This is a genomic window from Xanthomonas sp. fls2-241-TYG-148, assembly GCF_030208815.1.
Lineage (GTDB): Bacteria > Pseudomonadota > Gammaproteobacteria > Xanthomonadales > Xanthomonadaceae > Xanthomonas > Xanthomonas campestris.
In genome coordinates this window covers 138,506-164,467 of sequence record NZ_JARVTE010000003.1, presented here as the reverse complement: position 1 = coordinate 164,467, position 25,962 = coordinate 138,506, and the positions used below count along the sequence as shown (strand labels likewise).

Below are 25,962 nucleotides of genomic sequence, written 5' to 3'. Positions count from 1 at the left end.
GGAGCGCACCTGCGCGCGATGGGGCTTTCCCGGTAACGCCCGTCGCGCCCAAGCGCGCTCCTACGGGATGTCGGGTGCCCGGTCGCGCCCGGGTGCGCTCCTGCGGGACGTGGGGTTGGTTTGTTTCCCCGCAGGCGAGCGGCAAGCTGCGCTCACCTGCCAATCCCATGCGCCACCGAGGTATTTACAGCGGCCGCTTTCCCGTATCGCCGGGGATCTCGCGCACCAGACGCGGCACCAGATAGCCGGACAGGCGCGTTGCCAGCTCGGCATGCAGCGCACGGGCGCGTGCGTCGTCGACTTCGAAATGCGCCACGCCGGCCACGCGGTCCAGCTGATGCAGGTAGTACGGCAGCACGCCGGCGGCGAAGCTGCGCTCGCTCAGCGCCGCCAGCGCGTCCACGCTGTCGTTAACGCCGCGCAGCAGCACCGCCTGATTGAGCAGCTGCGCGCCGGCACCACGCAGCGCGTGCAGTGCGGCGTCGACCTCGGCATCGAATTCATTGGCATGGTTGGCGTGGATCACGAAGGCCGCCGGCCACGGCAGGCTGCGCAGCCACGCCAGCAGCGGCGCATCCACGCGTTCGGGCAACACCACCGGCAGCCGGCTGTGGATGCGCAGGCGCTTGAGATGCGGGATGGCGGCCAGGGCGTCGGTGAGCTCGGCCAGCTTGGGCGTGGCCAGCGACAACGGGTCACCGCCGGAGAGCAGTACCTCGTCGATGTCCGGATCGGCGGCGATCGCCGCCACGGCCTCACGCCAGCCATCGCGGGCAGCGGTTTCCTCGGCGTAGGGGAAATGGCGGCGGAAGCAGTACCGGCAATGCACCGCGCAGCTGCCGGTGGCGATCAGCAGCGCTCGGCCTTGATATTTCTGGATCACCCCGGTGGTGGTGCGGGCGGCGCCATCGCCCACCGCGTCGAGTGCGAAACCGGGCACCACGCGCATCTCCGCATCCAGCGGCAATACCTGGCGCAACAGCGGGTCGTTCAGGTCTCCCGGGCGCATGCGCGCCACGAAGCTGCGCGGCACACGCACGGCGAACTGGGCCGCGGCGTCCTCGCTGATGCCCGCCGCCTGCGCGTTCAGCCCCAGCAGCGCCAGCAGCTCACGCGGGTCGCGCACGGCCTGCCGCCACAGCTGTTGCCAGCGCGGGGGCTGCAGGGCGGGCGGTGTGGATGGCTGTAAGGCGAGTGGGGCTGCGGTTATCATGTGCGGTCACAAAAGCAATGCCCGCCGGTTGCGGCGGGCGCCCCATTCTAATCCGGCCGGCCAGGAAGTGGCGGGCCGTCGCCTTATCGAGGAGCTGCACCATGGCCACTGTTGGCATGAACGACGTCAAGAACGGCATGAAGATCCTGGTCAACAACGAACCGGCGGTCATCACCGAGACCGAATACGTCAAGCCGGGCAAGGGCCAGGCCTTTACCCGCATGAAGTACCGCTTCATCAAGTCCGGCCGCGTGGTGGAAATGACCATGAAGGCCACCGATGACGTGGAAGTGGCCGACGTGGTCGATACCGACATGCGTTACCTGTACACCGATGGCGAGTACTGGCACTTCATGGACCCGGAATCCTTCGAGCAGGTGCAGGCCGACAAGGCCGGCATGGGCGGCGCGGAAAAGTGGCTCAAGGGCGAGGAAGACTGCATCGTGACCTTGTGGAACGGCGCCCCGATCTGGGTGCAGCCGCCGAACTTCGTCGAGCTGAAGATCACCGAGACCGACCCGGGCGTGCGTGGCGATACCTCTGGCGGCGGCGGCAAGCCGGCCACCCTGGAAACCGGTGCGGTGGTGCGCGTGCCGCTGTTCGTCAACCAGGACGAAGTGATCAAGGTCGACACCCGCTCGGGCGAGTACTCGGCGCGCGTCAAGTAATCTCGATGCACCTGGGACGCCGGTCCGGCCGAGCAGTACGCAGTGCCAGTGTCCTGATGGTGCTGAGTGGCACGCTTGCGGCGTGCCCGGTGTTTGCACAAACGGGAGCCACTGCCTGCGACGCGCAGAGCGTGGCGGCGGTGGCCGCGGTTGCCGCCTCCGGTGTGGTGGGTGGCGCTGCAGCGGCGGTGCCGGCGGAACGTGCCGTGGCGCAGACCTGCAAGCCCTGGCCGTACGATCCAGCCATCCGCTTGGCGGCGATCGCGTTTGCTGGCGATGCCACCACCCCCGCTGGCGAGCGCGACCTGGAGTTGCGCGTTGCAATGCTCGATGCAGGCAGTAGCGAGGTGGTGGCGTTGTATGCCCAGGCGATGGGCGAGGATGCCAGCCTGGAACTTGCTGCCGACAGTCTGCGCCTGGACACCGCGCGCTATGACCTGGCCAAAGGCGTGCGCGCGTTTGGTGTCGTGGTGCACAGCGTCGCGCGGGGCGCCAGTTGCCCGGATTTCGACAGCGACGACGCATTGACCTTGCTGGTCCGCGAAGGGCGCCGGCTACGCCCGGTGCTGCAGCAGAACCTGACTGTCTGGCGACAGGTGCAAGGCGAGCTATGCAACTGGGGGAAGGCGGGCGTGGTGACCGAGCGCGGCACCTTGACGCTGTCGATGGACACGCCGGTCCACGCCGGCTACGCCGACATCGCGCTGACCGCAACCGTGGTGACCTCCACCACGGTTGAGGGCGCACAAGACACTGAGCGCACGGGTCGCCAACGCCAAGTGTTGCGCTACGACGGCATGCGCTACGTGCCTGTGTCACGCTCCACCGACTCCTGGCCGTTTGGCAACTAACTTCAATGGATCCGCTCATGACCAACGCCCCGCCCGAACCCTGCGACCTGCTGATCGAGGCCGGCTATGTGGTGCCGATCGAACCGCACGCGGTGGTGCTTGAAGACCACGCGGTGGCGGTCAGCAACGGTGTCATCGTTGCCGTGCTGCCAACGGCCGACGCACGCGTGCGTTTCGCCCCGGCACGCACCGTGTCGCGCCCCGACGCGGCGCTGATGCCCGGCCTGGTCAACGCGCACACGCACAACCCGATGACGCTGCTGCGCGGCGTGGCCGACGATCTGCCGCTGATGGTGTGGCTGCAGCAGCACATCTGGCCGGTGGAAGCGGCAGTGATCGGCCCGGAATTCGTCGCCGATGGCACCACCCTGGCGATCGCCGAGATGCTGCGCGGCGGCACCACCTGCGTCAACGAGAACTACTTCTTTGCCGACGTGCAGGCCGCTGTCTACAAGCAGCATGGCTTCCGTGCGCTGGTGGGCGCGGTGATCATCGATTTCCCCACCGCCTGGGCCTCGTCGGACGACGAATACTTCGCACGTGCCGGCGAGCTGCACGACCAGTGGCGCGACGATCCGCTGATCAGCACCGCGTTTGCACCGCACGCGCCGTACACGGTGAACGATGCCAACTTCGAGCGCGTACGCATGCTGGCCGACCAGCTGGACATGCCGGTGCATCTGCACACGCACGAAACCGCGCAGGAAGTGGCTGATTCGGTGGCGCAGTACGGCCAGCGCCCGCTGGCACGGCTGGATCGTCTGGGCCTGGTCAACGACCGCCTAATTGCGGTGCACATGACCCAGCTCACCGAGGCTGAAATCCACCTATGCGCCGAGCGCGGTGTCAGCGTGGTGCATTGCCCCGAATCCAACCTCAAGCTGGCCTCGGGCTTTTGCCCGGCGTGCGCGCTGCAACGCGCCGGCGTGAACCTGGCGATCGGCACCGACGGCTGCGCCAGCAACAACGACCTGGACATGTTCAGCGAGAACCGCACCGCGGCGATTCTGGCCAAGGCAGTGGCCAACGATGCCACCGCGCTGGATGCGGCCACCACCTTGCGGGCCGCCACCTTGGGGGGCGCACGCGCACTCGGCTTTGGCGACCGCATCGGCTCGATCGAGGTGGGCAAGCAGGCCGACCTGGTTTGCGTGGATCTGGCTGCGCTGGAAACCCAGCCGCTGCATCACGTGTTGTCGCAGCTGATCTACGCCGCCGGCCGCCACCAGGTGACCGATGTGTGGATCGCCGGCAAGCCCAAGCTGGTGCAACGCGAGCTCATCGACATGGATACCGCTGCCCTGGTCGCCAACGCGCGCCAGTGGCGCGACCGCATCCGCACCGTCCGCGCCTAAGCGCGGCCATCGCATCACGGAGAGCCACATGAATCCGAATCCGCAATCCACATCGTCCAATTTCCACCAGACCGAGCTGGACAAGTTCGCTGCGCTGGCCAACCGCTGGTGGGATGCCGACGGCCCGCAGAAGCCGCTGCATGCGCTCAATCCGGTGCGACTGGACTACGTAGCGGCGCGTGTCGCACTGCCGGGCGCACGCGTGCTCGACGTGGGCTGCGGTGGCGGCCTGCTCAGTGAAGCGATGGCGCGTCTGGGTGCGCAGGTCACCGCGATCGACCTGGCGCCGGAGCTGGTGAAAGTGGCGCGCCTGCATAGTCTGGAATCGGGCGTGCAGGTGGACTACCGCGTGCAGTCGGTGGAAGACCTGGCCGCCGAGCAGCCGGGCAGCTTCGATGCGGTGACCTGCATGGAAATGCTGGAGCACGTGCCAGACCCGCTAGCAATCATCCGCGCCTGCGCAAGCCTGCTCAAGCCGGGCGGCACGCTGTTCCTGTCCACGCTCAATCGCACGCCGGCAGCGTTTGCGCTGGCGGTAGTGGGCGCCGAATACATCGCGCGGCTGCTGCCCAAGGGCACGCACCACTACAAGGATTTCATCAAGCCATCCGAACTGGCCGCCTGGCTGCGCACTGCCGAGCTGCAGCTGCAGGACGTCAGCGGCATGCTGTACGAGCCGTGGCGCAATCGCGCGCGCTTGTCCTCGCGCACCGAAGTGAACTATCTGGCGTGTGCGGTGAAGCCGTGACGAGCGGGGAATGGGGAATCGGGATTCGGGAATCGCAACCGCGGTTGGTCGCGGTCTTGATGTCGACCGGTTCCTGCCTGATGGCCGATCGCGCTGGGATGGCGGTGCGTCTGTGAGGTTTCCGCGTACGGTGTTGTTCGACCTGGATGGCACCTTGCTCGACAGTGCGCCGGACATGTTGGCCACCGTCAACGCGATGCTGAGCGAGCGTGGGCTGCCGTGCATCACGCTGGCGCAGCTGCGGCCGGTGGTGTCGAAAGGATCGCGCGCCATGCTCGCTGTGGCCTTCGCGCATCTGGATGCGGCCGCGCGCGAGGCGCTGGTGCCGGAGTTCCTTCAGCGCTATGAAGCGCTGCTCGGCACGCAGGCGCAGTTGTTCGACGGTGTCGAGGTCATGTTGCAGCGCCTGGAGCAGGCCGGCTGTGTCTGGGGCATCGTCACCAACAAGCCCGAATACCTTGCGCAACTCATCCTGCCGCAGCTGGGCTGGCAGCAGCGCTGCGCGGTGCTGATCGGCGGCGATACGCTGGCCGAGCGCAAGCCGCATCCGCTGCCGTTGCTGGTGGCGGCCGAGCGCATCGGCGTTGCCGCCGCGCAGTGCGTCTACGTGGGTGATGACGAGCGCGACATCCTGGCCGCACGTGCGGCGGGCATGCCTTCGGTGGCTGCGTTATGGGGTTACCGGCTGGGCGATGACGACCCGCTGAGCTGGCAGGCCGACGTGCTGGTGGAACAGCCACAGCAGTTGTGGGAGCCGGCCGCCTGGCCGCAGCCCTGATCTTTTCTTTCGCTTTTCTGGACCCGCCATGAGCCAATCCAGCGCCCTGGACAGTTTTCTCGACAAGTGGCGCAGCCGCTGGCCGGAATGGTCGGTGGCTGAGCCCTTCATTCCCGAACCGCAGCGTCGCCTGGCCGCGGCCTGGTTCGCATTGCTGCAGGAATGGGAGGACATCATGAATATCCCCGGCGACCCGTTGCCGGCAGACGCCAAGCTGGCCTGGTGGCAGCAGGAATTGAACGACTGGTCGAACCAGCGCTCGCGTCATCCATTGGGGCGCGTGCTTGAACCGGTGCGCGCACCCTGGGCGCAGTTGGCGCAGACCTTGCCGGCCATGCAGGCCGCACGTGCGCAGCCGGACGACCTGGCGCAGGCCATGGGGCGGTTGCAGGCATTTGCCGAAGCGGTGGTGGCGGTGGAAGCGGTGGTCTTCGCACGCACACGCAGCAGCGATGCCACGGCCGTGGTGGTGCAATGGCTGGATGCGCGCCAGCGTGTGGCTGGCGACAGTGCCGCGCCGGGTGGCGTCGGTGCGCCGGCCTGGCGTGCGCAGCTGTTGCGCGCGTGGCCACGCAAGGCGGCGCTGGCCAGGCCGCATCGGGTCTGGTCGCGTCTGGCGCGGCTGCGCCTGCAGCGCGAGTTGGCCGGCCGCACGGCCTATGCGCCACCGATGCAGCAGCTCTGGCACAGCTGGCGCGCAGCCAGCGGCGCTGAATGAATAACTGCTGCGGCCAGGCCGGCCGCAGCAGCGCCACATACACGCGGACACCGCGTTGCCTAGATCGGTGAGTCGGGCAGCACGCTGTGGTACGCAATGAAGGCATCGTCGCATTGCAACGGCGCGCCCGGCCCGGGCCGGCCCTGCAACTGCACATCGTTGGCCGCCGACTCGGTGAGCTGATCAAAGAAGCTCACCGGCCCGCCTTTGAAGGTGAAGTGCACCGCGCCCGGGTTGCTGGCTGGGCCACCAAAATGCGGCTGCGCAAAGGCGACCGGGCCGCCGTCGAGCACCACGTTGTCCAGCGACATGGTGATGGGCAGGGTGGTGGTCGCATCGCGATAGCCGTAGAAGCTCAATTCGCCGCCACCGAATGCCTTGGAACCCAGGGAGTGCACATTGGTCAGTGCAATGCCGCTGAACCGCGGCAACTGGTCGCGTGTGGCCGGGTTGGCGTAGTTGGCGTCGAATACCAGCGGCCGCGCAACCCCGCGCATGCAGATGTTCTCGAAGCTGATGTCGTAGACCTGGCCGCCGCGTGAGGCATCGGACTTGATACGCAGGCCATTGGCCGAGTAGGGATCGCGCTGCACGTCGTTGGCGTTGAAGCCGTCGATGCTCAAGCCGCGCACGGCGATATGGCGCATCCCCGAATCGGTTTCGCTGCCGAGCGAAAAACCATGGGTGTAGTAGAACTGGTTGTAGGCGAACAGCATGTTTTCCGAGGCGATGCTGCGCTTGTTTTTGGCATGTGCCTTGATCGCCACGCCGTCATCGCCGGTACCGATATACGAGTACGCCAACAACACGTTCTTGGATTGGCCAGGGTCGAAGCCGTCGGTGTTCTTGGCGGTTTCCGGGGTGAAGCAGCTGGCATGCGGATTGACGTCCGGCGTGCTGCCGGCAGGGCAGTGGTAGCCGGGGCGCGAATACACCAGGCTGGGCGCGAGAATCTTGATGCCCCAGGCGGTCAGGCCCACCACGTTGTCGGTGGTGACGTGGAAATTTGGCGAGTTTTCCAGGGTGATGTCGTACAGCGTGAAGTCGGTGCTGTCATCGATCTGCAGCAGCCGTGGCACGTGCTGGCTCAGGCCCTTGGTGACGTTGAGATAGGCCAGATCCCACCAGCTGGCCTTGCCGGCATTCGGTCCCGCGGTGAGCGTGCTGCCACCGCGGCCGTCGATCTTGCCGGCGCCCACGATGGCGCTCTTGGCAGTGTCGGCGACGTGGATCAACGGGTTGCAGGACTTGGCCTTGTCGGTGGTGGCGGTGCCGCAGGTGCCTAGGCCATTGTCGTAATCCTGCGGATTGCGCGAGCCGAACAAGGTCACGCCGCGATCGATCCACAACGTCACGCCGCTCTTGATGGTGAGAGGGCCGCTCAACAGGCCGGATTCTCCGCCATCGCCAACCACCAAGCGCACCGCGCTGCCGGCAGGGCAATCGTCGATAGCCGCCTGCAGGCGTGCGGTGTCGCGTTTGGATTGGGTGGGATCCTGGTCGAGCGCATCCAGCGAGCCGGCAACCGGCACCAGCGCAGCCTTGAGCGTTGTGCAGACCTGGCTGGGGAGGGCGGGCTGCAGCACGACACCCCAACTGGTGGAGATGCTGTGCGCGGTATCGGCAACGTCTAGCCCATGCGGGCGTGCTGCGCTCGCCTGAAACGTGGCAAGGCCGAGGAGTGCGAGCGAGAGTGGCGCGAGCGCGGGAAGGCGAGGGTGCGGTTGCATCGGCGGTTCCGGGGGGAGGGAAGTGAGAGAGAGGTGACAAAAGGGATGCGATGCGTGCTGCAAGGAATAAGCGCAGGTCGCTGCGATGGCACGCAACGCTGTATTTGCGCTGTGCAATGCTCAACTCATGCGAGAGATGCACAGTGCAGCGTGGATGCGAGTCGCATGATTGATCGTATGCGCGACGGGTCGGATGGCACGCCACCATCGCGCGTTTGTCTGGCGCTCGGAAACCGGCAGGCGAAGTCGGCACCGCTGCGCCGAAGCGAGTACGAGGTCTGATGCGGTGTTGGCGTTGAGGTTGCAGCCTGCGTGCCGAGCTGATGTGTAGACGTGCGCGCAGTTGCCGGGCGCTGCGCTGCCGGTCCTGCGCTACGGATGGCTTACCGCCGATAGCGCTGCGAGATCTATCTCACCACACGCATGGAGGTGCACGGCGTCTCGATGTCTGCGAAGCGCTAAACGCAAAAGCGCATGGCGCGTTGCGGTCACGCTGCCGCGATTTGGCTGTCATCCTGGCGCGGCATCAACGGCTGGCGCTAAGGCAACAAGCCGTACTCATTGCAGCGGTTCTCCACATAACAGTAGCCCGGCGCCGTTATGTGAGTTCAGTACCCGCTTCGATATCCGTTGCACTCGCCGCGTAATCACAGCGAGGCAGATCACCTGTTAGCGAAGCAGATCCACTGTGCTGGCGCCGCCGCCGGCACGCGCAAACACGCGTACCGGCGGCCGACGCTGCTATCGAACGCTGCGGCCTGGATCAGTCGGCACTGCCAGCACCGCTGTTGCCGTATTCGAAAAAGCGGTTGGCCGAGTTGGTGCAGTTGCTGCTGCAGAACGGGCGGCTGGCGGTGGAGGCATTCCATGGCGCGGTCTTGCGGATGTGGCTGCCCAGCGTGGAATCGCGGATGGTCACCTGGCCATTGGGCGAGGTGCCGTTGACGTACGCGGACAGGCCACTAACGCCTTCGTCCCATGCGCGCCCGAGGTAGGTTTGATTGTCCGGCGAACCGGAGCCCGCTACGAAGCGGCTGTTGATCGCCAGAAAGCCGTAGCCGCTGCCCGGGCGCGTGCTTGGCGCGAAGATGTAGCCACCACGGCTGCTGCCCAGGCGCGCGCCGGCCGAGCGAATGATTGCGTTGTCGAACACGCCGATGCCGGACCCGAAGATGAAATCGACATCGCCTTCGATCGTGCTGCTCTTGAAATAGGCGCGGATCACGTTGGCGGCGTTGGTCGCGCTGATCAGCAAGGTGTCCTGGTTGCCGGTGACCAGCACGTCCTCGAAGCTGGCCTGGTCGCCGCGCACGGCCAGTGCCACTGCCGATTGATTGTTGTCGGCGTAAGTGCCTTCGACATAGTTATTGTCGAAGCGCAGATGCCGCGCCTGAAAGCCGCTGGCACGCACGGTAACCGTCGCGCTATTGGAAGTGCCCACTGTGGCGGCTGACGCATTGCTGGCGCAGGGGTGACTTGCGGTGCCGGTTGGCTTGGGCGTGGGGTTGGCGTTGTTGTAGCGGATGACGGTATCGGTCGTGGCGCTGCCAAGCCCGAACAGGGTCAGTGGCGGTGCACCGCTCGGCACGCACACCAGCTCGTTGTAGGTGCCGGCCTTGACGCTGATATAGCGGCGCGTGCTGCCACCGGCGGCCACCGCCGCGTCGATTGCCGATTGCACCGTGCGATAACGGGTGGAGCCATCGGCGGCCACTGCAAAGTCGGCGGTCAGCAGCGCCACGCCGGCGGTGGGGTTCCAGTTGTCGGTCACCAACGCTGTGATCGGCCCGGCCTTGGCGAGCGCCTTGCTGATCGTATACGTGCTTGCTTCGCTGCTGGTGAGCTGCGGGCGGCTGGCGGTGCCGGTGAGGGCAGCAGCATCGAGGCTGATCAGGCTCAGCAGCGCGGTGGCAAGGCAGGTGGTGCGGATATGCGATGCAGACATGGGATGACGCTCTCCAGAGAGGATGCGCTTGCCGGATGGCAAACGCCAAACACCAACGGTGCGCCGCGTGCTGGCAACACAGACGCAGGCGAGGCACATCGCTGGCTTGCGAAGCAAACGTGCTGGCACCGCATGCGCGGTGCGGCGATGCTACTGCCGCGGCCGCTTGGCGGCGGCGTGCAGCAGCGGCAATGTGCAAGAGCTTCGCCGGGGTCACGCTTTGCACTGTGCGCGCGTCGCAACAACGCACTGCTGGGCAACGCAAATATGCGTTTGCACAACGGCAGTGCCTCGCAACCATGCAGGCCTACCCGGGATGCAACGGCGCACGTCGTCACATGCCGTGGGCATGCCGGCTTCCAGACTGACGCACCCGCAGAGACATGCGCCTAGTCAGGAATCGAAGATGGCAGATCCCAAAGAACTGCAAGACAAATTTTGGAAAGCCCTCAAGTCCGATCGCACCGTGATGCTCGGCCTGGATGGCGTCGAAGACGGCCATGCGCGGCCGATGACCGCGCAGATCGAAGGCGACAGTGGTGGCCCGATCTGGTTCTTTACTTCCAAGGACAATGCCTTGATCGCGATGCTGGGCCAGGGCCGCCGCGTGATCGGTGCGTTCAGCAGCAAGGGGCATGACCTGTTCGCCAGCATCAGTGGTTCGCTGCGCGAAGACACCGACCCGGCCGTGGTCGACCGCCTGTGGAACCCGTACGTTGCAGCCTGGTACGAAGGCGGCAAGGACGATCCCAAGCTGGCGCTGCTGCGCCTGGACGCCGATCACGCGCAGATCTGGCTCAACGGCTCCAGCCTGCTGGCCGGCATCAAGGTGCTACTCGGCGTGGACCCGAAGAAGGACTACCAGGACAAGGTGGCGGACGTTCCGCTGCGCTGAGGTGACTTATAGCGGCTGACAACACGTAGCGAGAAGTTGTCGGGTGGGTGCGGCCGCGTGGAGGAACCGGAGTGTACGTGGTACATGCCGATTTCGAGCACCGGCCGCGCCCTCCTTGCAGCTGCGCATTAGTATTGATCGCTGCTCTTGGCACGCACACACAGCCGTCAAAGCAATGTGTGCGTGGCGGCCGTCGTCGCTGCATCGCTCACCGATGAGCGACGATGCCGTTGCAATGCTGGCACGCCAAGCGCGGAGCGTGCCGATGCGCGTGCACCACCTCAACTGCATCTCCACCTGCCCGCTGGGCGGCCACCTGATGGATGGACGCACGCACGGCGTGCTCGAGCGCGGCCACCTGAGCTGCCATTGCCTGTTGGTGGAAACCAATGCCGGCCTGGTCCTGATCGACACCGGCTTTGGGTTGCGCGATGTCGCCGAGCCACGCGCGCGGCTCAGCGCGTTCTTTCTGGCGTTGGTGAAACCGGACTTGCGCGAAGACATGACGGCGATCCGGCAGATCCAGCGCTTGGGCTTCGATCCGCGCGATGTGCGGCATATCGTGCTGACCCATCTGGATTTCGACCATGCCGGCGGGCTGGATGATTTTCCGCATGCGCGGGTGCATCTGATGACGCGTGAGCGCGATGCCGCGCTGGCGCAACACACCTGGATGGACCGGCAACGCTTTCGCCCGCAGCAATGGTCCACGCGTGGGCAATGGCGCACCTATGACAGTACCGCCGGCGCGGCCTGGATGGGCCTGGAGTGCGTGCATGATTTGCACGGGCTACCGCCAGAGATCCTGCTGGTGCCGCTGCCCGGCCACACGTTCGGGCATGCCGCCGTCGCGGTGCGTACCCCTGAGCGTTGGCTGCTGCTCGCTGGCGATGCGTATTTCTATCGCCGCGAAATGGATCCGCAGCCCTACTGCACGCCCGGGCTGCGTTTCTATCAATGGATGCTGGAAAAGGACCGCACTGCAAGGCTGCATAACCAGCAACGGTTGCGCGCACTGCGGCAACAGCACGGTGCGGAGGTGGAGGTGTTCTGTTCGCACGATGTTGTGGAATTCGAGCGCATTGCCGGGCTGCCCGCACGCTTGCCTGCGGGCGCGTTGCAACACGCGCCCACGGCATGAGCACGTGCGCTTCACTTCGCCAGAACGTGCCGCAGCGCGATCATGCGCCACCAGCGCCGCAGCAGCCACGCGGTGCGCTACAGGAGAAGCACGATGCAGCAGATTGAAGTAGGCCAGATGGTGTTCTTGCGCGATGGCGAAGTGGGCGTTGGCGCGGTGCGCGAAGTGCGCAGCAACGGGGCCGAGTTGGTGATCAATATCGAGAACGGTGGCGACTTCACCGTGGCCACCTCGGTGGTGCGCGATGTGCATTCTGGCAAGGTGATGCTGGATGTGGAACAGCTCCCCGAATCAGTGCGCGCCGCCTTGCGTAAACCGCACGAGAACGAATTGCCCACCAGCACCTATGCGGCCAGCGATCCGCAGGATGGCGCGCTCAAGTAAGCGCGCGTATCAGCTTGGTGATTTGGAAACGAGCGCATGGCGCCGCCGATTCAGGCAGCGCCATGCGCTCTTCGTTTATTCGGGCAGCAGGAAGTTGCGCGGCGCTGCTTGCGATGCGGTATCGGTGCCCAGCAGTGGGCGATCCGCTTCGTCCTTGAGCTGCACACCAGAGAGTTTGCGTCTGAACGCCTCGCGCAGCAGGTAGCCGAGTTTGTGGCCAGCCTCGGCATAGCTCAGGCCTTCGCTACGGATATTGGAAATGCAGTTGCGTGCCGCATCGGTATGCCCAACACGTGGCGCATAGGTGAGATACAGCCCCAGGCTGTCCGGCGAGCTGAGCCCCGGGCGCTCGCCAATCAGCACGATCACCGCTTGCGCCTGCAGCAGTTCGCCCACCTCATCGCCAATCGCCACGCGGCCTTGCGCAATCAGGGTTACCGGCGCCAACGACCATCCTTCGTGCGCGGCCAGCGCATCGATCTGCTCCAGCATCGCGCCTGCATGCCGATGCACCGCCAGTGCAGACAGGCCGTCTGCCACCACCACCGCCAGATCCGCGCCACCGCCATGCACGGCAGTCGTGCCACGCAGCTGTTCGGCCGCCTCATCGCTCAGGCGGCGGCCCAGGTCGGGCCGTTGCAGATACAGATGACGGTCGGATGCCGCGCTATGCAGCAACACGCTGCGGCGGCCGCGCTGCTGCAGCACCGCCTGCAACGGCGCAGGATCGAACGCAAGGTGCACGGCATCGCGCGCCTGCGCATGCGCAAGCTGGAATTCCAGATGCGAAGCGGTCGGCAGGCTGGTGCCGGCTCGCCCCAACGCGATGCGGGCCGGTGTGAGCGCGCGTAAGCGTGCCCACGCATCGCGGGGCGGTGTGGTTGGCGTGCTCATCCGCGTGGCTCCGCATCCAGCTGTGACAGCGCCTTGCGAAACGGTGCCGGCATCTCACTGCCCAACTCGAACCGGCCATCGCGCAGGCGCAGGATGCCTTGTGTCTCCAGCCAGTGTTCGAACTCCGGCGCGGGGCGCAGACCCAACGCCTGCCGCGCGTACAGCGCGTCGTGGAAGGAGGTGGTCTGGTAGTTGAGCATCACATCGTCCGAGCCCGGAATGCCCATGATGAAGTTGATGCCGGCGGTGCCGAGCAGGGTCAGCAGCATGTCCATGTCGTCCTGATCGGCTTCGGCATGGTTGGTGTAGCAGATGTCGCAGCCCATCGGCACGCCAAGCAGCTTGCCGCAGAAATGGTCCTCCAGCCCCGCACGGATGATCTGTTTGCCGTCGTAGAGATATTCCGGGCCGATGAAGCCCACCACGGTATTCACCAGCAGCGGGTTGAACTGGCGCGCCACCGCGTAGGCCCGCACCTCGCAGGTCTGTTGGTCCACGCCATGATGCGCATTGGCCGACAGCGCGCTGCCTTGGCCGGTTTCGAAATACATCACGTTGTTGCCCACGCTGCCGCGCTGTTGCGACAGGCCCGCGTCCAGCCCTTCCTGCAGCAACGCCAGGTTGATGCCGAAGCTGGTGTTGGCCGCTTCGGTGCCGGCAATGGACTGGAACACCAGATCCACCGGCACGCCGCGGTTGATCGCATCGATGGTGGTTGTGATATGCGCGAGCACGCACGCCTGGGTGGGGATGCCGTAGCCAGTGATCACTGCATCGAGCATGCGCAGCAGCGCGGTGGTCGCGGCCAGGCTGTCGCTGGCCGGATTGATGCCGATCACCGCATCGCCGTTCCCGTACAGCAGGCCATCCAGCACGCTGGCGGCAATGCCGGTGGCATCGTCGGTGGGATGGTTGGGCTGCAAGCGCGTGGACAGGCGGCCACGCAACCCCAGCGTGTTGCGGAAGCGGGTGACCACGCGGGTTTTCTGCGCGACCAGGATCAAGTCCTGCACCCGCATCAGCTTGGAGACGGCGGCCACCATTTCCGGCATCAGCCCCGGTGCCAATGCCGCCAGCGCGGCGGCGTCGGCTTGCGCGCCCAGCAGCCAATCACGAAACCCGCCAACGGTAAGGTGCGCCACCGGCGCGAACGCGGCAGCGTCGTGCTGATCGACGATCAGACGTGTGACCTCATCGCGTTCATACGGCACCACTGCCTCGTCGAGGAAATGCCGCAGCGGCAGCTCCGCCAGCGCCATCTGTGCGGCGACACGCTGCAACTCGGAGTGGGCCGCCAGCCCGGCCAGCTGGTCGCCCGAGCGCGCGGGCGTGGCCTTGGCCAGCAAGTCCTTCAGATCGGCGAAGCGGAAGCGCTCGCCGCCGGCACTGAAGGCAAATCCACTCATCCCGCAATACTCCCGGCGTTGGGGCGGCCACGCAAGCTCAGCAGGCAACACACCGCACCGAACAGCAGCAGGCCGACGAAGACCAACGCCACCAGCGGGTTGAACCAGACCATCGCCACCAGGCACACCAGCGCCAGCAGCAAGGCAATCGCCGGCACCACCGGGTAGCCGGGCACACGGAAGCTGCGCTCCAGCGTGGGTTCGGTGCGGCGCAATTTGAACAGGCTGAGCATGCTCATCACATACATCACGATGGCGCCGAACACGGACATGGTGATCATGGCCGCGGTCAGCGACATGCCCTGAATCTTCACCACGCTGTCGCTGCAGATGGCCGCAATGCCGATCACGCCACCGGCCAGGATGGCCCGGTGCGGCGTGCGGAAGCGCGACAATTTCGCCAGCCCGTGCGGCAGGAAGCCGGCGCGTGCCAGCGCGAAGAACTGCCGCGAATAGCCCAGGATGATGCCGTGGAAACTGGCCACCAGGCCGAACAGGCCAATCCACACCAGCATGTGCAACCACGTCGAGCTGTTGCCCACCACCGCCTTCATTGCCTGCGGCAGCGGGTCGTTGATGTTGGACAGTTGGCGCCAGTCACCGACGCCGCCGGCAAACACCATCACACCTAGCGCCAGCACCACCAGGGTGAGAATGCCGGCGATGTAGGCGCGTGGAATGGTCCGCTTGGGGTCCTTGGCTTCTTCGGCGGCCATTGCCGCGCCCTCGATCGCCAGGAAGAACCAGATCGCAAACGGGATCGCGGCGAAGATGCCGGAGATCGCCGCCGGCCCGAACTGATTGCTGCCGGCCCAGCCGTTGGCGGCAAAGCGCGCCACGCTGAAACCCGGCGCCACCACGCCCATGAACACCAGCAGCTCGATCACCGCCAGCAAGGTCACGATCAACTCGAAGGTGGCCGCGATCGCCACACCCACGATGTTCAAGCTCATGAAGATCACATACGCCCCGATTGCGGCGATACGTGGGTCCAGGGTCGGAAACTGCACGTTGAGATAGGCGCCGATCGCCATCGCAATGGCCGGTGGCGCGAACACGAATTCGATCAAGGTCGCCAGCCCGGCGAGCATGCCGCCATAGGTGCCGAACGCGCGCAGGCTGTAGGCGAACGGGCCGCCCGCATTGGGGATGGCCGTGGTCAGTTCGGTGAAACTGAAAATGAAGCAGGTGTACATCACCGCCACCAGCACCGTGGTGACCAGAAATCCCAAGGTGCCGGCCGTGCCCCACCCATAACTCCAGCCAAAATATTCGCCTGAGATCACCAACCCGACTGCAATGCCCCACAGTTGCCAGGTGCCCAGGGTCGGCTTGAGTTGCTCGTTGCTCATGTCGCACATCTCCTGCAGTCGGGGGAGGGGAGACGAAGCGCGTCGGTTGCCAGGACTGGGCCGCGACACGGACTGACCGTCGCTGGCTGATCGGCCGCTGTCACCGGCAATGATCGACGCTCTCCCGGTTATACCCCAAAGCCCGGCGACGGACACAAGCGCAGCGGGTAGGTGTGGTGCAACGTGGTGGCGTTCCGATCCTTATTAACTTTCCTGATGCTTGACCTCCGGTTCCGGAGAGACAGGCCCAGCTCCCGGTTCCCGGTCTGGTCTGCGAGTTCAGCATGTCTGCCCTGTGCTCGCGCAGTGGCACTAGCGTGTCGTTGGCTCACGCTTTTAGTGCCGCATAGCCTCGCACGCGCAGCAAATCCATTCGATCAATCGACAAGTGGGTGGAATCACCGGCAGGCCGCTGTGCGGCCGCAATTGCTGAAAGCCCCTCTCCCTGCGGGAGAGGGTTGGGGTGAGGGACGGTTGCTTAGTTAACCAGCAGCCGGCGCGCCCTCATCCGGCGCTACGCGCCACCTTCTCCCGGTGGGAGAAGGGAGGTGTCCACGGGTGGCTGTGAGCGTGCACGGGTTGAGCGCTTGATGCGCAAACGCTGGCATTGCCACAGCCCACAGCCCAGGCATTCGATCAATCAACAAGTGTACGCAATCGTCGACGACACGCTTCGCTGCCGGCAAGTGAAAGCCCCTCTCCACCCGGGAGAGGGGTGAGGGTACGGTTACTCAGTTAACCAGTAGCAGCCGCACCCTCATCCGGCGCTACGCGCCACCTTCTCCCGAGGGGAGAAGGGAAAAGCCGCCCACTGGCACTTACTTCCCGCGCTCAAGCACCAACAAGGGATCAATCCGCACGTCGAACCAATTCATCCCCCAATGCAGATGCGGCCCGGTCGCGCGCCCGGTGGCACCCACCGCGGCGATGACCTGGCCCTGTTCCACGCGATCGCCTACCTTCACGTCGATCCGCGACAGGTGCAGGAAGTTCGAACTGATGCCGAAGCCGTGGTCAAGCAGCAGCGTGCCGCCGGTCAGGTACAGATCCGGTGCCGCAAAGGTCACCACGCCGGCGGCGGGCGCCTTGACCGGCGTGCCGGTGGGTACGGCGATATCCATGCCCGAATGACCGGCGCCAGGCTGGCCGTTGTACACGCGCGCATTGCCGAAGCGGCCGCTGATGCGGCCCTGGACCGGCCACCCGAAGGGCTGCGCAAAATCGGCGCGTGGGTCGTCGCGATCGCGTGCGGCAGTGACCTGCGCCTGCTCGCGCTTGATGCGCTCGGCAATGGCCGGTGGTGGGTTGACGGTCTTTGGCGGCACGCCGTTGACGCGCTCCACCGGCCAGTCACGCGGAGTGACCGCGATGGTTGCGGTCTCCTTTCCACCATCGGCGCGGGTGATCTGCACCTGGAGCGGGCCGGTGGCGTCACGGCCGATGCCGAACACCACGCTGCCGTAACCGCTCACGCGCAGCGCGCGGCCGGCGTATTCGACCCGGCTGCCCGCCGGCACCTTGCCGATCACCATCGCCCCTTGCGAGGCGCTGGCCGGAAACACCACGCGCCCGTCTGCAGCGGCGGGCTCCTGCGCAGACACCGGCACCGTGAGCAATGCGCACGGCGCCAGCGCAAGCGCCGCGCCCATCAGCAGTGCACGCATCAGCGGTCGAAGGTCAGGCGCTGGCCGGCGGCACTGCCCACCAGCTGTTCGCCATCCCACACCTGCTGGCCGTTGACCCAGGTCGCAGCGATGCGTGAGCGGAAGGTGGTGCCTTCGAACGGCGACCAGCCGCACTTGGACAGCACCTGTTCGCGCTTTACGGTGAACGGCGTGTTGTCGATCAGCACCAGGTCGGCGAAGTAGCCTTCGCGCAGGAAGCCGCGCTGCTCCACGTCGAACAACTGCGCCGGCGCATGCGCAAACTTCTGCACGATGCGGGTGATCGGCAGCTTGCCTTCATGCACGAGCTCCAGCGCGGCGACCAGCGCGTATTGCACCAGCGGCAAGCCCGAGGGCGCCTGCGCATACGGCTTCTGCTTTTCGTCCCAGGTATGCGGGGCATGATCGGTGGCGAGCACGTCGATGACGTCCTCGGCCAAGGCCTCGATCAATGCCAGGCGGTCCTCGGGATCCTTGATCGCGGGATTGCACTTGATCAGGTTGCCCAGGCGCGCGTAATCGCTGCGGTCAAAGCGCAGGAAATGGATGCAGGTCTCGGCGGTGATGCGCTTGCGCACCTTGCCATCGGCATCCACCAACGGGCCGGCTTCGAACAACATCAATTCATCGGCGGTGGAGATGTGCAGCACGTGCAGGCGGGTGTTGTGCTTGCGCGCCAGCGACACCGCCAGCTGCGAGGACTTCAGGCAGGCTTCGCGCGAGCGGATGTCCGGATGCATCTCGGCAGTCAACGCCTCGCCGTACTTTTCCTTGTAGGCGGCCATCGTGGCATCGATGGTGGGGGTGTCTTCGCAGTGGGTGATGATCGGTGTGGGGGCATCGCGGAAGATCGCATCCAGCGTCTCGGGGTTGTCCACGAGCATGTTGCCGGTGGAGGCGCCCATGAACACCTTGATGCCGGGTGCGGTCTTGGGGTCCAGCGACTGGATGTGGGCCAGGTTGTCGTTGCTGGCGCCCATATAGAAGCCGTAGTTGGCCCAGGCGCGCCCGGCGGCCGCATCGTACTTGGCCTGCAGCGCGTCGGCGTTCAGGGTCGGCGGATTGGTGTTGGGCATGTCCATGAAGCTGGTCAGGCCACCGGCCACTGCGGCGCCGGATTCGGTGGCGATGTCGCCCTTGTGGGTCAGTCCCGGCTCGCGGAAGTGCACCTGGTCATCGATCATCCCGGGCAGCAGCCAGCGGCCGGCCGCATCCACCACGGTGTCGCCGGCAGCCGGCGCGATGTGGCTGTCGATGCGGGCGATGCGGCCGCCTTCGATCAGGAGATCGGCGTCGAACTCCTTGCCTTCATTGACCAGGCGGGCGTTGACGATGACGGTTCGGCTCATGGATGGGGTCCTTTGCAGCGGCAGGAAGAGGGGGAAGATGCGGGCGCATCGGGGACGGGGTCGAACCCGCCCGGATGGAACGGATGGCAGCGGCCCAGGCGGCGTGCAGCCAGCCAGCTGCCGCGGAGCGGACCGAAGCGGGCGATGGCAGTCATCGCATACTCCGAGCAGCTGGGCGCAAAACGGCAGCGCGGCCCCAGCAGGGGGCTGATGAACCGCTTGTAGAAGCGCAGCAGCGCGATGAGCAGGCGTCCGATCACTTGCCAATGATATGCCACTTGGATTAATACGTGGTTGCCGGGGGTCTGTGGGGTAGGCTATAAAGGCCCGCTTTCCCGGGCCCCGGGGGAACCAAGGAAGAGCGTTTCGTGGCTGCTAAAAAAACTGCACAAAAGGCCGTCCAGGCCGCCAAGAAGTCCGCCAAGCCTGTTGCCAAGAAGGCCGCGGCGCCTGCCGCTGCCAAGCCGGCCGCCAAGAAGGCGACCCCGGCCGCCAAGCAACTGGTTGCCAAGAAGGCACCTGCGACCAAGACCGCTGCCAAGCCGGCGCCGGCCTCGAAACCCGCAGCGCCCAAGCCCGTGAAACCCGTCGCCAAGAGTGCTGCCAAGCCGGCGGCGAGCAAGGCAGCTCCGGCTGCCGCCAAGCCGGTCACCAAGCCGGTGGCCACCAAGTCCGTACCGAAGCCGGCCACCACGCCGGCTCCGGCCAAGTCAGTCCCGGTCAAGGCTGCCAAGCCCGCGCCCGCACCGGCCTCCAAGGCCGTCCCTGCGAAGCCGGCGAAGTCTGCGACCCCGTCATCCAAGAATCCCGTGCCCGTTTCGAAATCCTCAGCAAAAACGCCAACCAAAACCGAAGCCCCCGCCAAGCCCGCCGCGACCCGTCCGGTCGGCAAGGTGGCTGTGGCCGTGACCTCCAAACCGTCGGGCTCGACCCCGAAGGCCAAGTACAAGGTCGTCGACTACAAGACCGACGAAACCACCGGCCGCCCGATCCTGCCGCAGGGCTACAAGCCCTCCGCGGACGAGGAGTACATGAGCAAGCTGCAGCAGGAGTACTTCCGTCAGCGCCTGCAGCGTTGGCGCAACGAGATGGTGGAAGAGTCCAAGCAGACCATCGAGAACCTGCGCGAAGAAGTGCGTGACATCGGCGACGAAGCCGAACGTGCCACCCGCGAAACCGAGAACTCGCTCGAGTTGCGCGCGCGCGACCGTGCACGCAAGTTGATCTCCAAGATCGACAGCACGCTCAAGCGTCTGGAAGACGGCGACTACGGCTACTGCGTAGACACCGGCGAAGAGATCGGCCTGGACCGCCTGGAGGCGCGCCTGACCGCCGAGCGCACCATCGACGCCCAGGAGCGTTGGGAACACCTGCAGAAGCAGCAGGGCGACTGATCACCCGTTAGGGCGGTTGTCTATTGTTGCGACCAAGCCCCGCCTAGTGCGGGGCTTTTGTCGTGGGCTGCGCGACCGGCGGTGGTCAAGGGCAACTTCGCATTCGACAAGGTCCAGCGCCTGCCCGGCAACATCGGCTACGAGAAGTTCCGCCTCTTCGCCTACCCGTATCTGGCGCCGCAACCGCGAGTTCGGCAATGGACTTCGTCGCTAATACCGATGCGCTGATCATTGACCTGCGCGATAACGCTAGCGGCGACCCGGCGACCCGGCGATGGTGGCGTAGCTGACCAGCTATCGTTTTGACACGCGCGCGCACTTGCACGAGATCGTGACCCGCAAGGGCGGAGAGACCGAGCAGGCCTGGACCATGCCGGGTCTGCCAGGGCAGGCCTTTGGTGGCAGCAAACCGGTGTACCTCCTGAACAGCCGGCAGACCTTTCCGCGGCCGAAGACGTTGCGTATGCGCTGCAGGCGCTGGCGCGCGCCACGGTGGTGGGCGAGGTCACCGCTGGCGGTGCGCATCCAAGCCGCGGCTTCAAGATCAGCAACCAGGTTGTTGCGGTGGTGCCCTACGCCCGGTTAGTGAGCCCGATCACCCGCGGCAATTGGGAGCGCAGTGGCGTGATCCCCGACGTGGCGGTGCCGGCCGCAAAGGCGCAGCAGACGGCCTACCGATCAGGCGCGCTGGCGCTGATCGCTGGGGCGGCCAATGAAGGCGAGGCCGCGCGCTTGCGGGCGTTGCTGGAGGCGCCCAGCCAGTAGTTGTGTCGCGGTTGCGCGCGCATCGAAGCTTCACAACCAAAAGCAGCGCACTTATAGGAGCGCGCTTGCGCGCGAGAGGCGTTCCCGGGAATGCCCTCGCGCGCAAGCGCGCTCCTACGTAGGCATGCGTTGATCGAGACGCCAGCTAATGTATGGATCGCCAAGAAAGCGGGGACGGTAGCCCGCGCCACGCTGTGATCGCGGCGGCTGTCAAGGCGGCCGTGTATATGCCGCCTACTCCCGCGATCAGCGGCGCACACTCTCGACCCTATTGCGTGCGCGGACTGCAGCGGCTACTGCAAGCCCAGCCCAGAGGGATGTGTGCAGCGCGTTGTGCAGCAGTCGCACACGCATCGCCTCACACGCGACAGCAATGCCCTTGTAGGAGCGCGCTTGCGCGCGAGAGGCGTTCCCGGGAATGCCCTCGCGCGCAAGCGCGCTCCTACGTGGGGCATGCGTTGATCGAGACGTTGGCCAATCTACGGATCGCCAAGAAGCGGGGACGGTAGTCCCGCGCCAAGCGATGTTCCTGGGGGCCTGCCTATACGACGGTAGCGGCGTCACGCGTTGCTAGTAGCGGCTGTTCACACGGTCGTATCTGCGCCACCATTTCGCGCGCAGGCGCACGCAAAATCGACCACGCTGCATATAGCGGCTACTGCAGATCGCGCACATCCAGCTTGCGCAGTTTCGGGGCCTTCCACGCAGTGGTCGCCACCACGCCCAGGGTCACGCAGCCACCGATCACCACCGCCGGCACCAGGCCGACCAGTCGCGCCATCACCCCGTCGTAGAACGCGCCCAGCTCGTTGGACGAGCCGATAAAGATGCCGTTGATCGAGGACACCCGGCCGCGCATCGCGTCCGGTGTGGCGAGCTGCAGGATGGTTTGCCGCACCACCACCGACACGCCGTCGCACATGCCGTAGGCCAGCAGGATCGCCGCCGATAACCAGAAGTGGCGCGACAGGCCGAAGGCGATCGTGCACAGCCCGAACCCGGCCACCGACAGCAGCAGGATGCGCCCGGCGTTGCGCTGCAGCGGGTGCCGCGCCAGCCATACGCCGACCAGGATCGAGCCCAGCGCAGGTGCGCCGCGCAGGATGCCCAGCCCTTCCGGCCCGTAGTGCAGGATGTCGTGGATGAAGGCCGGCAGCATCGACACCGCACCGCCGAGCAGCACCGAGAACATGTCCAGCGCCATCGCGCCGAGCATGATCTGGTTGGACAGCACGAACTGCGCGCCTTCGGCAATGCTGCGGAAGATCGGCGCACGCGGGCCTGCGTTGACGGGCTCGGTCACGCGCAGCAGGAACAGCGCCAGGATGGCCACCAGCGCTACGCTTGCCGCTACGCCATAGGCCAGGCCCTTGCCACCCCAGGCGACTAGCACGCCGCCCAGCGCCGGGCCGATCACCATGCCGGCCTGGAAGGTCACGCTGCCGATGCTGGCGCCACGCGCGAAGGCCTCGCGCGGCAGGGCGCGTGCGAACAAGGCGTTGTACACCGGCGACAGGAACGAGCGCGCGGCGCCGGTCAGCGCGATGGCCGCATAGATCGGCCACACGCCGTTGACCGGTACCCAGCCATGCGTGATCGCCATCAGGATCAGGGCGGTGGCCACCAGGCCCAGCGCGGCCATCATGCCGAGCCGGCGCCGCGGCAGATGGTCGACCAGGTACCCGGCGAACGGCGCGATGCAGAAGAACGGCAGGATTTCTGCCAGCCCGATCAATCCCAGCGACAGCGGACTGCGGGTGATCTCGTAGATGTGCCAGCCCACCGTCACCGCAACGATCTGGTAGGACAGCATCGCGCTGACGCGGTACAGCAGGATCAACCCGAAACCGGGGTAGGTCAGCAGCGTGCGCAGCGAGGCTGCCGGTGACGGCGTGGGCGTGCTCACTGCTGTGCGCGGGCGGTGTCGCGGATGAAGGCCAGCATCGCGGCCACGCCATTGCTGCGGGTCGGTGAGAGGTGCTTGGCCAGGCCGATCCCGGCGATGTAGTCCGGCTCGGTCGCCAGGATCTCCTGCGCGCTACGGCCCGAGTAAACGCGCAGCGCCAGGTAGATCAGGCCGGAGACGATGGCCGAATCGCTGACCGCGTGGAAGTCCAGGCGCTCGGCGTTGCCCTCCGGCACGATCCACACCATCGACTGGCAGCCGTGCAGGCGGTGTTCTTCGCTCTTCCACTGTTCCGGGAAGGTGGGCAGCTTGCGGCCCAGGTCGATCAGGTACTGGTAGCGCTCGGACCAGTCGCCGAAGAAGGAAAACTCCTCGGCGATGGTGGCTTGCGCTTCGACGGCGGTGGGTTCTAGCGGGAAGGGGGTGGTGGTCATCAAAACTCCAGAATCATTCGCAAAATCCAGGGTAGTTCGGTCAAAGCCCCTCTCCCTCCGGGGCGAGAAGGCACGGGTTGCGCGCCACTGGCGCGCGGGCCTTGGAGCGCCCGCGCCGCCCGCGCGGGCCGGGGCGCGGAGCGGGGGTTGGGGTGAGGGTACGGGCGAAGCTCCGCTGGAGTTCGATGCGGGTGGCTTCGCGCTTACCTCAAAAAAATCGATGCACGTGGCTTCGCTCGCACCCTCATCCGCCCCTGCGGGGCACCTTCTCCCGAAGGGAGAAGGGAATAAAATCATGCACGCTTCCAGCGCACGCCCTGTGCAGTGTCTTCCAGCACGATGCCTTCGTCGGCCAGCTGCTGGCGGATGGCATCGGCGCGGGCGAAATCCTTAGCTTTTTTCGCTGCGCTGCGTTCGTCGACCAGGGCGGCGATACGGGCATCGTCGCCGGCGTCGGCGCCACGCGAAAACCACGCGGCAGGCTCCTGCTGCAGCAGCCCTAGCGCGAGGCCCGCACCGAGCAGCTCGGCCTTCAAGCGGGCCCGGTCGGCGGCGTCATTGGCCTTGCGTGCCTCGCCGGCGATGCGCGCCACTTCGGCCAGCGCCTGCGGCGTGTTGAGGTCGTCGTCCAGCGCGGCCTCGACCGGTGCGGGGATCACCGCGCTTGCGGCCACGTCATGCAGGTCGCGCAGCGTGCCGTACAGCCGGTCCAGGGTGTTCTTGGCCTGTTCGATCAAGCCGTCTGACCAGTCCAGCGGTTGCCGGTAGTGCGCGCTCAGCAACGCATAGCGCAGCGCTTCGGGCGGGTGCTTGGCGATCAGGTCGTGCACGGTTTCGATGTTGCCCAGCGACTTGCTCATCTTGGCGCCGCTGAAGTTGAGCATGCCGTTATGCAACCAGAACCGCGCGAAAACGGCGCCGCCGTGGGCGCACTCGCTCTGCGCAATCTCGTTTTCGTGATGCGGGAACTGCAGGTCCACGCCGCCGGCGTGGATGTCGATGGTCGGCCCGAGGTGCGCGGCGGCCATTGCCGAGCATTCGATATGCCAGCCGGGGCGGCCGCGGCCCCACGGCGAGTCCCAGCCCGGCAGGTCGTCGCTGGAAGGCTTCCACAGCACGAAGTCGCCGGGATCGCGCTTGTAGGGCGCCACATCGACGCGTGCGCCGGCCAGCATTTCATCGGGATCGCGGCGTGACAGCTTGCCGTAGTCGGCGAAGCTGGCCACCGCGAACAGCACATGGCCTTCGGCGGCATAGGCATGCCCGCTGGCGATCAGCTGTTCGATCATCGCCACGATCTGCGGGATGTGCGCGGTGGCCTCCGGCTCGATATCCGGCGGCACCACACCGAGCGCGGCCATGTCCTGGCGGTAGATCGCCGCGAAGCGGTCAGTGATGGTGGAGATCGGCACGCCCTGCGCCTGGGCGGCGGCGTTGATCTTGTCGTCCACGTCGGTGATGTTGCGCGCGTAGCGCAGCGCGCCATAGCGCCGGCGCAGCAGCGCCGCCAGCACATCGAACACCACCGGGCCACGCGCATTGCCGATATGCGCATAGTTGTAGACCGTGGGCCCGCACACATACAGGGTGGGGCTGGACGGATCGAGCGGTGCGAACGGCTCGACCCGCCGCGTCAGATTGTTGTGCAGGCGCAGGCTCATCGGCATCTTGGCGAGGGTAACTGGGCGATTCTAGCCGGTCGCGGCGATGCGGCGAACCGGCAGACAAGCGATGGCAACCGGATGGGCTGCGTTCAGCCCAAGGTCTCGCAAGCTCCATACACTTACGTATTGCTCTGCTCCGCCTCCTTGGTCCTGATGCGACTTCTCCCGTTCTCCATGCTGTGTGTGCTGGCCTGGCAGGCATTGCCGGTGCAGGCGGCAGAACCCGACGTGAAAAACCGGGTAGTCGTGATCGAAAACGTCAAGCTGGACTATGCCCAGGTGCTCAACGTGGAGCCGGTCTACCAGACCTTGCGCGCCACCCGCATCGAAGAGCAGTGCGAGGCCGAGCAGGCCGCTGCGGTGGCTGCCGCGCCCGTCGAGTCCGGCGAAGGCCGCATCAACCGGATGATGGATTCGGTCAAGGAAATGTTCTCGCGCCAGCCCGAGCCGGCCGCTCCGGCGGCGGTGCCGCCGACCAGCACGCGGCGCAACTGCAAGGTGGTGGAGGTGCCGCGCGAGTTCCGCCGGCCGATCGCCTTCGACGTGGACTACGTCTACAAGGGCACCAAATACCGTTCCCGGCTGCCGGAAGACCCGGGCAACCGGCTGCGGATCCGGGTCTCGGTGACCCCGTACATTCCCGACGCCATCGTCGCGCCGCCGCGATGAGGCCCGCAGCGGTTGCGCCGTGCCCGCATGCATGCGAGG

General features: G+C 66.1%; 24 protein-coding genes and 1 other RNA gene. 12 read left to right on the top strand and 13 right to left on the bottom strand.

Features of this window, described 5'->3' with window-relative positions:
- Positions 1-184: 184 nt before the first annotated feature.
- Positions 185-1,213, bottom strand: coding sequence for an EF-P beta-lysylation protein EpmB (gene epmB, locus QRM60_RS06060; RefSeq protein ID WP_285445796.1), 1,029 nt, complete (start codon positions 1,211-1,213; stop codon positions 185-187).
- Between the two features lie 101 nt (positions 1,214-1,314).
- Between epmB and efp the strand changes: the two genes are divergently transcribed.
- Genes efp through QRM60_RS06030 form a run of 6 tightly spaced genes read left to right on the top strand, consistent with a single transcriptional unit; the run spans position 1,315 to position 6,331 of the window.
- Positions 1,315-1,881, top strand: coding sequence for an elongation factor P (efp, locus tag QRM60_RS06055; RefSeq protein WP_011037416.1), 567 nt, complete (start codon positions 1,315-1,317; stop codon positions 1,879-1,881).
- 5 nt (positions 1,882-1,886) lie between these two features.
- Positions 1,887-2,732, top strand: coding sequence for a hypothetical protein (locus tag QRM60_RS06050; RefSeq protein WP_285445795.1), 846 nt, complete (start codon positions 1,887-1,889; stop codon positions 2,730-2,732).
- A 17-nt stretch (positions 2,733-2,749) separates the two neighbouring features.
- Positions 2,750-4,087: a TRZ/ATZ family hydrolase gene (locus QRM60_RS06045; RefSeq protein ID WP_285445794.1), complete on the top strand. Its 1,338-nt coding sequence runs from the start codon at positions 2,750-2,752 to the stop codon at positions 4,085-4,087.
- Positions 4,088-4,115: 28 nt separating this feature from the next.
- Positions 4,116-4,835 carry a bifunctional 2-polyprenyl-6-hydroxyphenol methylase/3-demethylubiquinol 3-O-methyltransferase UbiG gene (ubiG, locus tag QRM60_RS06040; protein WP_103701005.1) on the top strand — a complete coding sequence of 240 codons (720 nt, stop codon included), beginning with the start codon at positions 4,116-4,118 and terminating at the stop codon, positions 4,833-4,835.
- Between the two features lie 10 nt (positions 4,836-4,845).
- Positions 4,846-5,613, top strand: a complete 768-nt coding sequence (locus QRM60_RS06035; RefSeq protein WP_285445793.1) for a phosphoglycolate phosphatase — start codon at positions 4,846-4,848, stop codon at positions 5,611-5,613.
- 28 nt (positions 5,614-5,641) lie between these two features.
- On the top strand, positions 5,642-6,331 hold the full coding sequence (locus QRM60_RS06030; protein WP_076055013.1) for a squalene/phytoene synthase family protein: 690 nt from the start codon (positions 5,642-5,644) through the stop codon (positions 6,329-6,331).
- Positions 6,332-6,390: 59 nt separating this feature from the next.
- Here the strand turns inward: QRM60_RS06030 and QRM60_RS06025 are convergent, their stop codons facing one another.
- Together QRM60_RS06025 and QRM60_RS06020 are read right to left on the bottom strand one after the other, a co-directional pair.
- On the bottom strand, positions 6,391-8,061 hold the full coding sequence (locus QRM60_RS06025) for a glycoside hydrolase family 28 protein (protein WP_115556195.1): 1,671 nt from the start codon (positions 8,059-8,061) through the stop codon (positions 6,391-6,393).
- Between the two features lie 763 nt (positions 8,062-8,824).
- On the bottom strand, positions 8,825-9,964 hold the full coding sequence (locus QRM60_RS06020; protein ID WP_238595603.1) for a putative acyl-CoA thioester hydrolase: 1,140 nt from the start codon (positions 9,962-9,964) through the stop codon (positions 8,825-8,827).
- 448 nt (positions 9,965-10,412) lie between these two features.
- On the opposite strand from QRM60_RS06020, the gene QRM60_RS06015 reads away from it, so the two are divergent.
- Positions 10,413-10,901: a pyridoxamine 5'-phosphate oxidase family protein gene (locus QRM60_RS06015; protein WP_011037408.1), complete on the top strand. Its 489-nt coding sequence runs from the start codon at positions 10,413-10,415 to the stop codon at positions 10,899-10,901.
- 13 nt (positions 10,902-10,914) lie between these two features.
- Here QRM60_RS06015 and QRM60_RS06010 read toward each other — a convergent pair.
- Positions 10,915-10,987, bottom strand: a non-coding RNA gene (locus QRM60_RS06010) — sX9 sRNA.
- A 179-nt stretch (positions 10,988-11,166) separates the two neighbouring features.
- Here QRM60_RS06010 and QRM60_RS06005 point away from each other — a divergent pair.
- Positions 11,167-12,042: an MBL fold metallo-hydrolase gene (locus QRM60_RS06005; RefSeq protein WP_115557401.1), complete on the top strand. Its 876-nt coding sequence runs from the start codon at positions 11,167-11,169 to the stop codon at positions 12,040-12,042.
- A 93-nt stretch (positions 12,043-12,135) separates the two neighbouring features.
- The gene (locus QRM60_RS06000; protein ID WP_042597652.1) at positions 12,136-12,426 is read left to right on the top strand and encodes a hypothetical protein; all 291 of its coding nucleotides are present in this window, start codon (positions 12,136-12,138) and stop codon (positions 12,424-12,426) included.
- A 75-nt stretch (positions 12,427-12,501) separates the two neighbouring features.
- Here QRM60_RS06000 and eutC read toward each other — a convergent pair whose 3' ends face one another.
- The 6 genes from eutC to yidD form a co-directional block, all read right to left on the bottom strand.
- Positions 12,502-13,320: an ethanolamine ammonia-lyase subunit EutC gene (gene eutC, locus QRM60_RS05995; RefSeq protein ID WP_115556193.1), complete on the bottom strand. Its 819-nt coding sequence runs from the start codon at positions 13,318-13,320 to the stop codon at positions 12,502-12,504.
- Positions 13,317-14,726: an ethanolamine ammonia-lyase subunit EutB gene (locus tag QRM60_RS05990; protein WP_285445792.1), complete on the bottom strand. Its 1,410-nt coding sequence runs from the start codon at positions 14,724-14,726 to the stop codon at positions 13,317-13,319. Before QRM60_RS05990 ends, eutC begins: the two co-directional genes overlap by 4 nt.
- On the bottom strand, positions 14,723-16,087 hold the full coding sequence (gene eat / locus QRM60_RS05985; protein ID WP_285445791.1) for an ethanolamine permease: 1,365 nt from the start codon (positions 16,085-16,087) through the stop codon (positions 14,723-14,725). Before eat ends, QRM60_RS05990 begins: the two co-directional genes overlap by 4 nt.
- Positions 16,088-16,896: 809 nt before the next feature.
- On the bottom strand, positions 16,897-17,742 hold the full coding sequence (locus tag QRM60_RS05980; RefSeq protein ID WP_285445790.1) for a peptidoglycan DD-metalloendopeptidase family protein: 846 nt from the start codon (positions 17,740-17,742) through the stop codon (positions 16,897-16,899).
- Positions 17,742-19,091 (bottom strand): dihydroorotase, encoded by a 1,350-nt coding sequence (locus QRM60_RS05975; protein ID WP_070691248.1) that lies wholly within the window; start codon positions 19,089-19,091, stop codon positions 17,742-17,744. Before QRM60_RS05975 ends, QRM60_RS05980 begins: the two co-directional genes overlap by 1 nt.
- A complete protein-coding gene (gene yidD / locus QRM60_RS05970; RefSeq protein WP_012438162.1) occupies positions 19,088-19,369 on the bottom strand; it encodes a membrane protein insertion efficiency factor YidD in 282 nt (93 codons plus the stop codon). Before yidD ends, QRM60_RS05975 begins: the two co-directional genes overlap by 4 nt.
- 90 nt (positions 19,370-19,459) lie before the next feature.
- Between yidD and dksA the strand changes: the two genes are divergently transcribed.
- A complete protein-coding gene (gene dksA / locus QRM60_RS05965; RefSeq protein ID WP_285445789.1) occupies positions 19,460-20,485 on the top strand; it encodes an RNA polymerase-binding protein DksA in 1,026 nt (341 codons plus the stop codon).
- A 495-nt stretch (positions 20,486-20,980) separates the two neighbouring features.
- On the top strand, positions 20,981-21,250 hold the full coding sequence (locus QRM60_RS05960; protein ID WP_285445788.1) for a hypothetical protein: 270 nt from the start codon (positions 20,981-20,983) through the stop codon (positions 21,248-21,250).
- Between the two features lie 655 nt (positions 21,251-21,905).
- Here the strand turns inward: QRM60_RS05960 and QRM60_RS05955 are convergent.
- The 3 genes from QRM60_RS05955 to cysS all read right to left on the bottom strand — a co-directional run bounded on the left by QRM60_RS05955 (position 21,906) and on the right by cysS (position 25,251).
- Complete coding sequence (locus tag QRM60_RS05955) at positions 21,906-23,156, bottom strand: MFS transporter (RefSeq protein WP_228419295.1); 1,251 nt, start codon at positions 23,154-23,156, stop codon at positions 21,906-21,908.
- Positions 23,153-23,590: a SufE family protein gene (locus QRM60_RS05950; RefSeq protein ID WP_016944485.1), complete on the bottom strand. Its 438-nt coding sequence runs from the start codon at positions 23,588-23,590 to the stop codon at positions 23,153-23,155. Before QRM60_RS05950 ends, QRM60_RS05955 begins: the two co-directional genes overlap by 4 nt.
- Positions 23,591-23,883: 293 nt before the next feature.
- Positions 23,884-25,251, bottom strand: coding sequence for a cysteine--tRNA ligase (cysS, locus tag QRM60_RS05945; RefSeq protein WP_183111174.1), 1,368 nt, complete (start codon positions 25,249-25,251; stop codon positions 23,884-23,886).
- Positions 25,252-25,407: 156 nt separating this feature from the next.
- Between cysS and QRM60_RS05940 the strand changes: the two genes are divergently transcribed.
- A complete protein-coding gene (locus QRM60_RS05940; protein ID WP_042599283.1) occupies positions 25,408-25,923 on the top strand; it encodes a hypothetical protein in 516 nt (171 codons plus the stop codon).
- Positions 25,924-25,962 lie beyond the last annotated feature (39 nt).

Bases quoted from the DNA above. Each gene is read 5' to 3' on its own strand.
- epmB (WP_285445796.1), bottom strand. From the start codon at position 1,213: ATGATAACCGCAGCCCCACTCGCCTTACAGCCATCCACACCGCCCGCC.
- efp (WP_011037416.1), top strand. From the start codon at position 1,315: ATGGCCACTGTTGGCATGAACGACGTCAAGAACGGCATGAAGATCCTG.
- QRM60_RS06050 (WP_285445795.1), top strand. From the start codon at position 1,887: ATGCACCTGGGACGCCGGTCCGGCCGAGCAGTACGCAGTGCCAGTGTC.
- QRM60_RS06045 (WP_285445794.1), top strand. From the start codon at position 2,750: ATGACCAACGCCCCGCCCGAACCCTGCGACCTGCTGATCGAGGCCGGC.
- ubiG (WP_103701005.1), top strand. From the start codon at position 4,116: ATGAATCCGAATCCGCAATCCACATCGTCCAATTTCCACCAGACCGAG.
- QRM60_RS06035 (WP_285445793.1), top strand. From the start codon at position 4,846: ATGGGGAATCGGGATTCGGGAATCGCAACCGCGGTTGGTCGCGGTCTT.
- QRM60_RS06030 (WP_076055013.1), top strand. From the start codon at position 5,642: ATGAGCCAATCCAGCGCCCTGGACAGTTTTCTCGACAAGTGGCGCAGC.
- QRM60_RS06025 (WP_115556195.1), bottom strand. From the start codon at position 8,061: ATGCAACCGCACCCTCGCCTTCCCGCGCTCGCGCCACTCTCGCTCGCA.
- QRM60_RS06015 (WP_011037408.1), top strand. From the start codon at position 10,413: ATGGCAGATCCCAAAGAACTGCAAGACAAATTTTGGAAAGCCCTCAAG.
- QRM60_RS06005 (WP_115557401.1), top strand. From the start codon at position 11,167: ATGCGCGTGCACCACCTCAACTGCATCTCCACCTGCCCGCTGGGCGGC.
- QRM60_RS06000 (WP_042597652.1), top strand. From the start codon at position 12,136: ATGCAGCAGATTGAAGTAGGCCAGATGGTGTTCTTGCGCGATGGCGAA.
- eutC (WP_115556193.1), bottom strand. From the start codon at position 13,320: ATGAGCACGCCAACCACACCGCCCCGCGATGCGTGGGCACGCTTACGC.
- QRM60_RS05990 (WP_285445792.1), bottom strand. From the start codon at position 14,726: ATGAGTGGATTTGCCTTCAGTGCCGGCGGCGAGCGCTTCCGCTTCGCC.
- eat (WP_285445791.1), bottom strand. From the start codon at position 16,087: ATGTGCGACATGAGCAACGAGCAACTCAAGCCGACCCTGGGCACCTGG.
- QRM60_RS05980 (WP_285445790.1), bottom strand. From the start codon at position 17,742: ATGCGTGCACTGCTGATGGGCGCGGCGCTTGCGCTGGCGCCGTGCGCA.
- QRM60_RS05975 (WP_070691248.1), bottom strand. From the start codon at position 19,091: ATGAGCCGAACCGTCATCGTCAACGCCCGCCTGGTCAATGAAGGCAAG.
- QRM60_RS05950 (WP_016944485.1), bottom strand. From the start codon at position 23,590: ATGACCACCACCCCCTTCCCGCTAGAACCCACCGCCGTCGAAGCGCAA.
- cysS (WP_183111174.1), bottom strand. From the start codon at position 25,251: ATGAGCCTGCGCCTGCACAACAATCTGACGCGGCGGGTCGAGCCGTTC.
- QRM60_RS05940 (WP_042599283.1), top strand. From the start codon at position 25,408: ATGCGACTTCTCCCGTTCTCCATGCTGTGTGTGCTGGCCTGGCAGGCA.